Source organism: Mesorhizobium sp. WSM4904, from assembly GCF_029674545.1.
Taxonomy (GTDB): domain Bacteria; phylum Pseudomonadota; class Alphaproteobacteria; order Rhizobiales; family Rhizobiaceae; genus Mesorhizobium.
The window spans coordinates 705,084-717,063 of record NZ_CP121354.1; the positions used below are offsets into that span (position 1 = coordinate 705,084).

14 protein-coding genes are annotated in these 11,980 nt (G+C 62.9%); 5 read left to right on the plus strand and 9 right to left on the minus strand.

The features are described from left to right. Position 1: 1 nt before the first annotated feature. Positions 2–1,981 (minus strand): GGDEF and EAL domain-containing protein, encoded by a 1,980-nt coding sequence (locus tag QAZ47_RS03260; RefSeq protein WP_278205544.1) that lies wholly within the window; start codon positions 1,979–1,981, stop codon positions 2–4. Positions 1,982–2,304: 323 nt separating this feature from the next. Beyond that, positions 2,305–2,781 (minus strand): Lrp/AsnC family transcriptional regulator, encoded by a 477-nt coding sequence (locus tag QAZ47_RS03265; RefSeq protein ID WP_278232494.1) that lies wholly within the window; start codon positions 2,779–2,781, stop codon positions 2,305–2,307. A 138-nt stretch (positions 2,782–2,919) separates the two neighbouring features. Here QAZ47_RS03265 and phhA point away from each other — a divergent pair, with 138 nt between their 5' ends. Continuing rightward, complete coding sequence (gene phhA, locus QAZ47_RS03270; protein WP_278232495.1) at positions 2,920–3,753, plus strand: phenylalanine 4-monooxygenase; 834 nt, start codon at positions 2,920–2,922, stop codon at positions 3,751–3,753. 155 nt (positions 3,754–3,908) lie between these two features. Here phhA and QAZ47_RS03275 read toward each other — a convergent pair whose 3' ends face one another. Continuing rightward, positions 3,909–4,400 carry a MarR family transcriptional regulator gene (locus tag QAZ47_RS03275; protein ID WP_278205547.1) on the minus strand — a complete coding sequence of 164 codons (492 nt, stop codon included), beginning with the start codon at positions 4,398–4,400 and terminating at the stop codon, positions 3,909–3,911. Positions 4,401–4,495: 95 nt separating this feature from the next. On the opposite strand from QAZ47_RS03275, the gene QAZ47_RS03280 reads away from it, so the two are divergent. Continuing rightward, on the plus strand, positions 4,496–4,663 hold the full coding sequence (locus QAZ47_RS03280; protein WP_278077478.1) for a hypothetical protein: 168 nt from the start codon (positions 4,496–4,498) through the stop codon (positions 4,661–4,663). On the opposite strand, the gene QAZ47_RS03285 is transcribed toward QAZ47_RS03280, so the two are convergent. The 3 genes from QAZ47_RS03285 to QAZ47_RS03295 all read right to left on the minus strand — a co-directional run bounded on the left by QAZ47_RS03285 (position 4,658) and on the right by QAZ47_RS03295 (position 7,277). Continuing rightward, positions 4,658–6,157 carry a GMC family oxidoreductase gene (locus tag QAZ47_RS03285; RefSeq protein ID WP_278232496.1) on the minus strand — a complete coding sequence of 500 codons (1,500 nt, stop codon included), beginning with the start codon at positions 6,155–6,157 and terminating at the stop codon, positions 4,658–4,660. The two genes, QAZ47_RS03280 and QAZ47_RS03285, sit on opposite strands and share 6 nt — an antisense overlap. Then, positions 6,154–6,324 carry a hypothetical protein gene (locus QAZ47_RS03290; RefSeq protein WP_278232497.1) on the minus strand — a complete coding sequence of 57 codons (171 nt, stop codon included), beginning with the start codon at positions 6,322–6,324 and terminating at the stop codon, positions 6,154–6,156. Before QAZ47_RS03290 ends, QAZ47_RS03285 begins: the two co-directional genes overlap by 4 nt. Positions 6,325–6,515: 191 nt before the next feature. After that, positions 6,516–7,277, minus strand: a complete 762-nt coding sequence (locus tag QAZ47_RS03295; protein WP_278205551.1) for a GGDEF domain-containing protein — start codon at positions 7,275–7,277, stop codon at positions 6,516–6,518. A 150-nt stretch (positions 7,278–7,427) separates the two neighbouring features. On the opposite strand from QAZ47_RS03295, the gene QAZ47_RS03300 reads away from it, so the two are divergent. Further along, positions 7,428–8,135, plus strand: coding sequence for a pyrimidine 5'-nucleotidase (locus QAZ47_RS03300; RefSeq protein ID WP_278232498.1), 708 nt, complete (start codon positions 7,428–7,430; stop codon positions 8,133–8,135). 353 nt (positions 8,136–8,488) lie between these two features. Here the strand turns inward: QAZ47_RS03300 and QAZ47_RS03305 are convergent, their stop codons facing one another. The 3 genes from QAZ47_RS03305 to QAZ47_RS03315 form a co-directional block, all read right to left on the minus strand. Further along, positions 8,489–8,959, minus strand: a complete 471-nt coding sequence (locus QAZ47_RS03305; RefSeq protein WP_278232499.1) for a hypothetical protein — start codon at positions 8,957–8,959, stop codon at positions 8,489–8,491. Further along, positions 8,959–9,408 carry a hypothetical protein gene (locus QAZ47_RS03310; RefSeq protein WP_278232500.1) on the minus strand — a complete coding sequence of 150 codons (450 nt, stop codon included), beginning with the start codon at positions 9,406–9,408 and terminating at the stop codon, positions 8,959–8,961. The genes QAZ47_RS03305 and QAZ47_RS03310 overlap by 1 nt, the downstream gene beginning before the upstream one ends. A 151-nt stretch (positions 9,409–9,559) precedes the next feature. Beyond that, complete coding sequence (locus QAZ47_RS03315) at positions 9,560–9,976, minus strand: hypothetical protein (protein ID WP_278205555.1); 417 nt, start codon at positions 9,974–9,976, stop codon at positions 9,560–9,562. Between the two features lie 285 nt (positions 9,977–10,261). Here QAZ47_RS03315 and QAZ47_RS03320 point away from each other — a divergent pair, with 285 nt between their 5' ends. After that, entirely contained in the window at positions 10,262–10,951 is a 690-nt protein-coding gene (locus tag QAZ47_RS03320) for a sensor histidine kinase (protein WP_278232501.1), read from the plus strand. A 405-nt stretch (positions 10,952–11,356) separates the two neighbouring features. Beyond that, on the plus strand, positions 11,357–11,977 hold the full coding sequence (locus QAZ47_RS03325) for a response regulator transcription factor (protein WP_278077485.1): 621 nt from the start codon (positions 11,357–11,359) through the stop codon (positions 11,975–11,977). The last annotated feature ends 3 nt before the right edge of the window (positions 11,978–11,980 follow it).

Consider the following 11,980-nt stretch of genomic DNA (forward strand, 5'->3'; position numbering starts at 1 on the left):
TTCAGGCGACGAGCTCCCGCCTGGCCTGCTTGATCTCTTCGATCGGAACCGGGCGGCCGGTAAGGAAGCCCTGAACCGACTGAATGCCCATGTGCTGCAGCAAACTCTGCTGCTCCTTCGTCTCGACGCCCTCGACAAGCACCGTGTGGCCCAGATTGCGCAGAAGCCTGACCATGTCCTGCAACAGGCTCAGGCCTCGAATCGTCTGGCAGTCATGCAAGAAGCTGCGGTCGATCTTGACGACGTCGAACTTGAACCGACGTAGCCAGGCCAGACCGGCAAAACCGGTTCCAAAATCGTCCAGCCAGATTTGAACCCCCAGGTTCCGCAACTGCTCGATATTTCTGGCGGCCTGCGCCTCAAGGAAAATATCGCTGCCTTCGGTCACTTCGAGCGCCAGCTTCTGGGGCGCCATGCCGTGCCGGCCAAGGATCTCGGTGATGTGCAGCGGAAAATTCGGAGCCTTGAGCTGGACGACCGACACGTTCGCGGACACGACCGATCCCAATCCGTGCTCGACCATGTCGCCGCAGGCCCGATCGATCAGCCACATTCCGAGTTCCTCGATCCCGCCGGTCTGCTCGGCGACGGGTATGAAGACGGATGGGCTGATCATGCTGCCGTCGAAGTCGCGCAGCCGCATCAACGACTCATGGCCAAGCACCTGGCCGGTCGTCGCATCGCAGATCGGCTGGTAAACGACGGAGACCAGTCGTTCCGAAACGGCGTGCTTGAGCAGCTCCGAGAGATTCTGGCTGGCGCGCTTCTGGTCGGTGGCCTGCGCGTCGTAGATCGTGAGGGTGGCGCGGCCTGAGAATTTCGACGCATAGAGCGCGCGGTCGGCCTCTTGCAGCAGTATCCGAAGCTCTATGCTGTGATCCGCGCGCGTCAACGAGGCGCCTGCGCTGATGGTGACGATGTTGAGCTTGTCGTCCCGATCGGGATGCGAGATCTTCAGATCTTCGACAGCCCGGCAGAATTGGTGCGTGACGTCGCGAAGATGATCCCGTCCGGCGACCTTGCAGAGCACGACGAATTCCTCGCCGCCATAACGTCCCGCGATGGCGTGGTTGGCCGCCGCCGTTTCGTCGAAGGCGCGGGCAAGTTCGATAAGGCAGTCGTCGCCGGCTTGATGGCCGAGCCGGTCATTGAACCGCTTGAAGTAGTCCACATCCATGAGAATGACGCCTATTTCGTCATTGTCCGTGGCCCATTCCTTGCACAGTTCCGCGAATTCCCGCGTGATCGCCCTGCGGTTCTTGAGCCCGGTAAGCGGGTCCGTATCGGCGATCTCGATGAGCTTCTGACCGTTCTCGATGGCGACCTGCTCCTGGATCTGCGCCTGAAGCGCATGCAGGAAGGTCTGGTACCGCTCCATGGCGAGACGCCATGAAAGATAAAGCGACAAAACGAGGCAATTCGCGAAATAGGTCGAAAGCACCAGGCGTGTGGCAAAGCCGGCATGAAGGTAGAACAGTGTGGCGCCGACGAAGGCGACCGTCACCGTCGCGGACGACAGCGCCGAGAGCCATAACCGGAAATTGAAGAACAGGTTGGCGCCGAGAATGAACACCGTGCCGAAGATGATGAAGTGGGACAGCGCCTCCTGATATGCGGTGCCTAGCGCCGACAGCAGCCATCCGATGGCGCCCGTCACGATCGCCAGGGCAGCAACGTAGTGCAGGGTGGTGATGGCCCGACTGTGTCGGGCGACGAGTTCGACAAGCACCAGGAAGGTCAATCCCAACGACAGGCGCGTCAGGATCAAACGGTCGGCGACGTCCGGGAAAAGAAACAAGTCGAAGGCGCCGTAGGAGATATAGCTCAACACCGCCGCCGCTATGCCCCAGCGCACGACCTTGCGATTCTGATCCGCGTTCTTCTGCAGGAGCATCGCAAAAAGTATCGGGTCAGCCGATTTCCACGAGGGGCGTGAAATCGCTTCGGTGACCCTCTGTGCCACATCCTCCGTCAGTTGCATTCAGTGCTCCTTGGCGATCATCCTGCGCGCGAGCGTCAAGTCCTCGCGCGAGGACGAAGGCAAGCCTGACCTATTATGAAACACTAATGTTGCTAACCGGCGGTAAACGCATCGCGCGATCGCTCCGACACGACGACCCGGCAAGGATTCCACACGGCAGCCTGGCGTTACGAGCCAGTTCAGAATCATGCTTTCCTCCCATCTGCAAGGGCAGTATCTCGCAACAATGGGGCTCCCGCCAATCTCCGAACATGTCTTTACCTTAACGCTTGTCCGGCCCCATTCCATTTGCCGTCGAATTGACCGCCCCGATGCTGGAACAGTCACCGTCGCAGATGGCTGAGCGGCACGTGGCCGGGGCCTTTGATGTTCTGCAGCACGAGCTGGGTGTGAACGTCGCGCACGCCGGGGAGCCGCATCAGCCGGTGCATGACGAAGGCGTTGAGATCGTCCACCGACGGCACCATGACATGCAGCAGGAAATCGTGGTCGCCGGTCATCGTCCAGCAGGACGAGACCTCGTCCATGCGCTGCACCGCGGCGATGAAGCTCTCCGGCGAACCGTCGCTGTGGCTCACCAGCCGCACCTGGATGAACACCTCGACCATCAAGCCGACGGCGCGGCGGCTGAGCACGGCGGCAAAACCCTTGATGATGCTGGCGCCTTGCAGCGCTTCGAAGCGGCGCGCGCAAGGCGTGGTCGACAGGCCGATCTCCTGCGCCAGCTCCGACACCGGCTTGCGCCCATCACGCTGCAGGATGTCGAGCATCTTTATCTCGAACTCATCCAACTGAGGCATTTTCACTCCCATCTGCACGTTTCAAAGCCAAGTTTACCTCAAAATCGCTCGTCAGGCCACAAATGAGGCTGAATTGCCTCACAGGCCTTGGCTACCATTAGGTGACCGTCCGCGGATCATGATTTTGAGGAGGAAGACATGACGATCAGCGTTGCCGACTATGCCCGCGACTGCGCGGCGCAGGGCCTGCGCGGCGACTATTCGGTCTGCCGCGCCGATTTCACCGTTGCGCAGGATTACAATTATTCGGCCGAGGAGCAGGCGGTGTGGCGCACGCTCTGCGACCGCCAGACGAAGCTGACGCAGAGGCTTGCGCACCGTTCCTATCTCGACGGCGTCGCGGCGCTTGGCCTGCTCGACAAAATTCCGGATTTCGACGCCGTCAGCGAGACGCTGCGCAAGCTGACCGGCTGGAAGATCGTGGCGGTGCCGGGCCTGATCCCCGCCGGCCCGTTTTTCGATCACCTGGCCAACCGGCGCTTCCCGGTCACCAACTGGCTGCGGACCCGCAAGGAACTGGACTACATCGTCGAGCCGGACATGTTCCACGACTTCTTCGGCCATGTGCCGATCCTGACCCAGCCGGTGTTCGCCGACTTCATGCAGATGTATGGCGAGAAGGCCGAGGATCTGATTGCGCTCGGCGGCGACGAGATGATCACACGGCTCTACTGGTACAGCGCCGAATACGGCCTCATCCAGGAACCGGGACAGCCGCTGAAGGCATTCGGCGCCGGGCTGATGTCGTCCTTCACCGAGCTGCAGTTCGCGGTCGAAAGCAAGGATGCCCACCACGTGCCGTTCGACCTCGAGACGGTGATGCGCACCGGCTACGAGATCGACAAGTTCCAGCGCGCCTATTTCGTGCTGCCGTCCTTCGATGCGCTGCGCGACGCCTTCGCCAGCGATGCGCTCGCCGATATCGTGACGCGCTTCAAGGGCCAGCCGGCGCTCGACCCGGCGACGGTTTAGGCATCGAAACAAAGGCGCGGCGCCTGAAACCGCTCGGCGCGGCGCGCTTCAAGATCCGGCTTTCGCCCAGCCGGCCGTCAGAGCGGTTCGCCGCCGGCAAGGCGGCTGAACCGCTCTGGGTTTATCCGGAAGGCGCTTCCTCAGTCGCTGCTTTCTCAGCCGGCAGCGACCGGCTCAGCCTTGAGCCTCGCCAGTTGCTCGCTCTGCAGGTCGAGCGCGGCGTTGATGAAGCGCAGCACGGCAGCCAGCTCGGCGTCGCTGAAGCTCGCCACCACCTTTTCGCCCTCCCGCGCTATGGCGCCATAATAGCGCTCCGACAGCTCTCTGGTCAGCTCGGTCGCCTCGATCACCACCTTGCGCCTGTCCTCCAGGCTGCGGGTTCGAGTGACAAGCCCGCGCGCCTCCAGCCGATCGATCAATGCGGTGACGGCCGCCGGCGTGAGTCCCGTTGCCGCGGCTACGGCGCCCGCCGACTGCGGGCCGCCATAGAGCAGGCCCAGGCAATGCCGCTCGGCCGCGATCAGCCCGAGCCGCGCGCCTACCGCCTCGTCATAGGCCTGCGTCGCGTCCTGCCAGCGCATGACGGCGAGGCTGACGGCCTTTGTCATTTCCGCGCGATTCGTGCTTGACGGGTTTGTTTCGACCATCTAACTATTAATCTGTCTAACATTAAGACCATCGTATCAATATGCGACGTCACCCTTTGCAAGGCAAGGGCAAAGTCGCCAACAAGGAGTGAACAATGAGCCTGATTCAACAGCGCACCCCTCTCTCGAACGAGGAGGAATACAGATACGCCAAGCTGGCGATGGAATGGTACGGCTGGGGCTCGCCCATCGGGCTTGGCATCCTGCTGGTAGCACTTGCCGCCGCGGCCGTGCTGGTGCGCGTCGCCGTATACGGGCTATAGCGAGCTCACAATCTCCCCGCCATGGCGGCGCCGGCCGCCGTTCGATGTCCCGGCGCCGCCCCTGATCACCTTGCCAAGGTGGTCGCCCAGCCGGCAGGCGAGCGCGGTGATGGTGGTCGTCGGGTTGCACTGTCCGGAGGTGCAGAACACCGAGGAGCCGCCGACATAGAGGTTGTCCATGCCATGGACCTTGCAGTTGGCGTCGACGACACTCTTCGAGACATCGGTGCCCATCCGGGTGCCGCCCATATGATGGTTCCCCGCCGTCTCCTCATCCGTCGGGTAGTCGCCGCCATTGCCGATCCAGTCAGCGATGCGCACGCGGCCGAGATTCTTCTGCGCCAAGGTCGCGCCGAAAAGCCTCAGGCCTTCGAGCAGCGTGCGGCGCTCAAGCGGCGACTTCTTCCAGCGCAGTTCGATGCGCGGCACGCCGGCGTGGTCGACATCGGTCTTCGACAGCTCGATCCGGTTCGAGGCGAGCGGCGCCTGTTCCCAGGCAACGTAGAGCTGGGCGGCACAGCGCAGGCGCTGGCCGAGTTGATCGGACATCCACTCCGCCATATTGGGCGCGGTGCAGGCGAGATCGGCGATCAGCCGCTTGACGTGGGGATAAGGCGACTCGATCAGGCGGATGCCGAAATTCAGGATCTGCAGCCGCTCCATCGCGGCAAGCGTCGGCGAAAAGAAAGCTTCGTTCGAGGCGTCGACCTCGAACTCGTCGTAGTTGGCGAGGATGGCGTTGCCGCCCTGGAAGGTCGGATGCTCCATCCAGTAGCGGCCGAGCGCGGCGGCATTCGGCACGACGCCGCCATTCGAGCGCTGATTCGACCACAAAAGCAGCCTGGAGTTCTCCAGCCCGCCGGTGCAGATGATGAAGTAGTCCGCCGCGAAGGCGCCGGCGTCCTGGCCGTTCGACCACAATCTGACGCCGGTGACGCGCCTGCCGTCGCCGGCGAGCTCGGTTGCGTAGGTATTGAGCACGACGGCGATGTTCTTGCTCCGGTCGAGCTCGTCGGCGAATTTCTCGCCGAAGCGCACTGCCGGGCTCTTGATCAGCTGCACCCAGCGGATGTCGTCCGAAATCGGCACATCCGGCCGGAAATCGGGCAGTTCGAGAATGTCTTGGGCTTCCCGCAGATAGGGCTCGATATCGGTGCGGCCGATCGGCCAGCCGGTGTCCGGTGCCCAAGCCTTGGGCTCGAAATCCCGTTTGTCGAGCACACGGCACCAGCCGGCCCAATGGTTGGAAGAGCCGCCCATGAAGCGCAGACGGGTGATGTCGAGATCGAAATAGTAGTCGCCGACCGTGGTGCCGCGATAGAAATCCTGGGATTCATCGCCGAACTCGCGCGAGCCGGCCTCCAGGACGACCACCGGAATGCCGGCGGCGCCCAGTTTCCTGGCGATCGTGGTGCCGGCGGGGCCGGAGCCAAGGATGCAGGCCCTGGGCTTGAAGCCCGCCTGCTTATAGGCCTCGTAACTGTCGAAGATCATGCGAGGTCGCTCCGCCTCAGGATCCAGCCATTGATCTCTATGATTTCATCGCGGACGATCTCGTCAGGGCCGGCAGCAGGCTGGTTGCGGAACAGCGACAGCGCGGACAACGCGATCAGCGCCTGCACGATCGCGCGGCGCGACATCTTTCTCATGAAATGGCTCATGACACGTCTCTCGATGGGGCTCGATACACGCACGCCGTCCTCGGACGGCACACATGCCGCCGCAGAGGCTAATTTCGTGCCAGGTCCAGGTGAAAACCCGGTTACAACCACGTGATCGCGGCGGTTGAATCTGGAAAGGGTTAGGACTTCGCTAACGCCTCGTTGCTCCGCTCGGCGCGCGCGGAACCGCTTCATGCGGCTTCCGAAATGTCGCGATCGAGAATGGACAGGTTGCGGCCGCGATGCTTGGCCTCGTAGAGCCTGCGGTCGGCGGCGCGCATCAGCTCCGACACGGTGGCGCTCTCGCCGCAGGTGATGCCGCCGATCGAGACGGTCAACGGCACGGTCCGCTCATCGACGGGACGGAAGCGGATCAGCTCGACCTCGCGGCGGATGCGCTCGGCCACGCGCCTCGCTTCCGGCTCGGTGGCGCCGACAAGGAAGGCGGCGAATTCCTCGCCGCCGATGCGGCCGAGCACATCGCCGCCGCGCACGCCACGCTCGATGGCGCTGGCAATCAAAAGCAGCGCGTCGTCGCCGGTCAGGTGACCGTAATTGTCGTTGATGGTCTTGAAGTGATCGGCGTCGATGATCAGCAGCGCGCCGCGATCGGCCTTGCGGCGGGAACCGTCGAGCGCGGCGAAGAAGGTCTCGCGGTTGAGCATGCCGGTCATGTCGTCGCGACTTGCCTTCTCGGACAGGCGCCTGTGGGCGGCGGCGAGCTGCGCATGCGCGCGGGCAAGCTCGCGATGCGCGTTCTTCAGACGGTCGCTTTGCCAGAAGGTGCCGGCGCTGGCGATCCAGGCGAGCATCAAAGGGCAGACCGTGGCCGTCAGCCAGACGGTGCGGCTGACCGGAAAGCCCATGGCCGGGACCACAACCAGCGTCAGCAAGAGCGAGACGGCGACCGAGGCGAAGGCGACGACTGCGGACTTCAAAATTATACGACTCATCGCTGACTCCCCACGGAATGCCTCTGTGCCAGCAAGCGCTGAAGGCGACCTTTCCGGGACGGTTAAAATTTGAAGCGAGCCGCCATTTTCACGACGCAAGACGCGCGGAAGTTGTGGATAAAGTCCGCGCCAGCATGCCATAAGGAAGGCATGACAACGACACCCGACCCCTCGCGATTTGCCCATGTCACGGATTGGGTGTTCGACCTCGACAACACGCTCTACCCGCATCATTCGAATCTGTTCGCGCAGATCGACGTGAAGATGACCGCTTATGTCGGCGAGCTGCTGACGCTGTCGCGCGAGGACGCGCGCAAGCTGCAGAAAGAGCTCTACCAGGAGTATGGCACGACGCTGAACGGGCTGATGGCGCGCCACGGCATCGACCCGGACGACTTCCTCGAGAAGGTGCACGACATCGACTATTCCTGGCTGGTGCCCGATCCGGTGCTGGGCGCCGCGATTCGCCAGCTTCCCGGCCGCAAATTCATCTTCACCAATGGCGACCGCCGGCATGCCGAGCGCGCCGCGCGCCAGCTCGGCGTATTGGACCATTTCGACGACATTTTCGACATCGTCGCGGCCGGCCTCAACCCCAAGCCGGCGCGCCAGACGTACGAACGGTTCGCGGCGCTGCATTCCGTCACCGGCCACAACGCGGTGATGTTCGAGGATCTGGCGCGCAACCTCTCGGTGCCGAAATCGCTCGGCATGACGACGGTGCTGGTCGTGCCGCGCAATTTCGAGCCGACCTTCTCGGAGATCTGGGAGCGCGATCCGGCAAATGAGGACGACGTGGATTTCGTCACCGACGACCTCGCCGGCTTCCTGACGGCGATCGTCGACGTCACCGCCTGAACCAACCCCAGATTGCTGACGTATCGCATGCCTTGGAGATTGGCCTAAACGCCGACCGCTTCGTCATCCTGGGGCGGAGCAAGGAGCGAACCGACGCGGCGCAGACCCCAGGATCCCATGCCGTCACGTCAAGACGTTGCGACGGTGCAGAATTCTGCTTCGCTGCACCCTTCGCACGGGGTAGCGGCATGGATCCCAGGGTCTCCGCGACGGAGCTTCGCGCCTGCTTCGCCCTGGGATGACGACGTTGGGAGGCTTCAGCCAATTCCAAACGTCTGCCATGGCTCGAAGCGAACGATGAAACCTTACCCGCCGACAAGCTCTTCACGTTTCAAAATCCCTGCATCGAGGGCCTAGTCGAAGTCGGGGACCGTACCGGGCGGCAGCCCTGGTTGGCCGTTCAGGTTTTTCAGGAACCGGCACCAGTCGGGTACGGCCTGGCGCTTGCCGTTGCCGTTGCCGTCGGACGAGAACCCGTTGCCGAAGCCGCTGCCGCAATTGGCGTTGCCGTTGAAGCTGCCGGCACTTCCGTTGCCGTTGAAATTGCCTGCATTGCCATTGCCGTTGAAGCTGCCGCGATTGCCGTTGCCGTTGAAGTTTCCGGTGTTCCAGTTGCCGTTTGAGCCATCGGCGTTACCCAGGCCGGCAATCGCAACATCGCGGCGGCCGATGGGAAGATCGGCGATCCTGACCACCGTCGAGGCGTCGGCAACCACGATCGCGGCAAGCAGCGTGCAAACCGCGATGCCGTTCCCATCGAACAGCCTCGCGGTCGCCTGGCGAGTGCCGCGCCGGACCGAAGCGAGTGGCCCGAGCCTGGCCATCAGCGGTTTCCCCGGCCGTTGAAATTGCCGTTGAAGGCGCCGACGTTGCTGTTTCCGTTGAAAGAGCCGCCGTTGAAGTTGCCGTTGAAGGCGCCGACATTGGCGTTGCCGTCGTATTCGCCGGTGTTGCCGTTGCCGTTGAAGGCTCCGATATTGTGGTTTCCGCTGGTCGAGGAGGTGTTGTTGTTGCCGTTGAACGCGCCGACATTGCCGGTCCCGCTGTTGAAGGCGCCGATATTGCCGCTGCCGGTGTTGTTGTAGCCGGCATTGCCGCCCAGGCTGCCGAGCGGGTCCATGCTCCTGACATCTGAGCCGATGTAGTGGCCATACTGACCGGCGGTTTGCGCGATCCGGGATGTGCTGAAGGCCTGGCTGCCGGTCTCGGCGGCCTTCGCGGCGGTCGCGCTCAGAAGGCCAAGGCACAGTGCTGATATGACGCTCGGTTTCATGAGCGAATTCCTTCCATGGCTCTGCTTTTGAAAAAGGCTTCCTGCTTGAGAAAGGACTGGGACCGCCGGCGATAGCCTGGCGTGGGGGACGGGCGCGAGGCTCGGCGGTCCCAGAAGCGTCAGCGTCTTTCGATGCCGACGGTTTGCGACGCTACTGGTTGGCGTTGCCGTTGCCGTTGCCGTTGCCCATGCCCCAGTTGCCGTTACCGTTGGCATTGCCGTTGCCGAAGCCGAAGTTGCCGTTGCCGTTCAGGTTGCCGTTGCCGAGGCCGAAGTTACCGTTGCCGTTCCCGTTGCCGTTGGCGACGCCGGCATTGAGGTTTCCGTTGAAGTTGCCGTTGAAGGCGCCGAGGTTGGCATTGCCGTTTCCGTTGCCGTTGCCGATGCCGAAATTGCCGTTGCCGTTGAAGTTGCCGTTGAAGGCGCCGGTGTTGGCATTGCCGTTTCCGTTGCCGTTGCCGACCCCGACGTTGCCGTTGCCGTTGCCGTTGCCGCTACCGATCGACAGTGCGGATGCCGAAACTGTCAGAGCCGACAGGATAGCCGCGGCCAGGATGATGCTTTTCATGACGTTCTCCTTGGTTGTGGTGTTGAAGATCTCGGCCGGCACGAAGATGACCGAGACGACACAACAAGGATGCCGGCAGAAATGACGCCGAAACATTAGGGCTGATCGGCATGGGCTGTCGGTTTTTCAGCCGATGCCCTTGTCGGGAAAAGTCGAAGCCATCGGGAAAAAACTGACAAGCATAAAGGCATATGGCGGGTGTATATTGCTCGGATACTCATGCCTTTTCTCGCCGACCCGTGGACGGCTTGCGACCCACACGACGGCAAAAAGAAGAGAAGGTTGATGCGGGCGGGTATCGCTACAGGCAAGGACGACAGGGCTCGGGACGACAAGGCCCGGCGCCGGAAATTGGCGCGGCACCTGGTTGCCGTGCAGGAGGAACAGCGCCTGCGCCTGTCGCGCGAGCTGCACGACGATCTCGGCCAGATGCTGGCAAGCGTGGCGCTGGAACTGCACAACGTACGCGCGGACTCCGCGGAACTCGATGCCCGCCTCGCGCGCGCGGCCCAGCTAATCGACCAGTTGAGCGCCAGGGTGCACGATGCCGCCTGGAGCCTGCGGCCCGCTGATCTCGAACGCCTGGGGCTTCGCACCTCGATCGAGGATCTGGCCGGCATGCTGTGCGCTCAGCTCGGCATCCCATGCGACGTCGATCTGGAAGCCCTGTCGAGGCCGCTCGAGCCCGAAATCGGCCTGACGCTCTATCGCATCGCGCAGGAGGCCCTCACCAACATCGGCAAGCACGCCAAGCCGAGCCGGGTCAGCGTGACGGCCCACATTCGGGGCAACAGGCTGCGGCTGGCCGTCGAGGACAATGGCCATGGTTTCGACGCCGATGTCGCACCCGGCTCTCAGCATTTGGGACTTGCCGGGATGAAAGAGCGCCTTGCCTTGATCGGGGGCGAGCTGACGGTCGAAACCGCCAAGGGCAAGGGGACCGCAATCTATGCCGATGTGCTTTTGACCGGCTGACCCGGATAAACGGCTTAACGCCGGCACCCTCCTCCCCGCGACATCATCGGACAAGAATGCCGGTTCCGGCTCGGCGACCGGCTGACCGGTTCGGCGTTTGGACAGAAACCGGCCATCCGCTCTAACTATTTGTTTTTCGTGCCGTTCAGGACACCTCTTTCCGGTAATTGCTCTAAGTGAAGCGTTCCACATCCGAAAGTGTCGGCCGAGGCTTACAATCCGACTCATGGGGTTAGGCGGGGGATGGCTTTACCCGTTGCGGCCGTTCAGGCCTGCTGAGACAGACGGGCGTCCCGCGCCAGGCGGGGCAGTTGCCTAGACCATCAAGGACAAAGAGGACCCCTCCACGCGGCGGGGCCTTTGACAGACTGATGGAGGTTAAAGGTGTGCTGCAGGCGCATATTCGTGGTCGATGACCATCCGATCATCCTGTCCGGTGTCGGCGCGATGATCAACAGCCAGGACGATCTGACGATCGTCGGACTGGCGGCGAATGCCGACGAGGCCCTCGAAGGCATCGGCAGAGCTCTTCCCGACGTCGCCGTGGTCGATATCTCGCTTCCCGGCGTCAACGGGGTCACGCTGATCGAGCGGCTCGTCGAGCGGTTTCCCGAGATCGGCTGCATAGCGCTGACCGCGCATGAGGACCCCGGCTGCCTGCGCCAGGTGCTGGCGGCCGGGGCGCGCGGTTTCGTGGTCAAACGTTCGACCGCGACGGATCTGCTGCAGGCCATCCGATGCGTGCTGGCCGGCGACAATTATGTCGATCCGGCACTTGCCGCGCGCATCCTGAGCCCCCGCCACGGCACGCAATGCGACCCCGGCAATCTCAGCGAGCGGGAGCGATCGGTGATCCAGCTGGTTGCCCTCGGCTACAGCAACAAGGAAATATCCTCGCGGCTCAACCTCAGCATCAAGACGATCGAAACCTACCGGACCCGGGCAACCGACAAGCTGGAGCTCCACTCCCGCGCCGCCATCGTGCGCTTCGCGCATTCGAACGGCTGGCTGGCCGAGCTGCAATAGCGA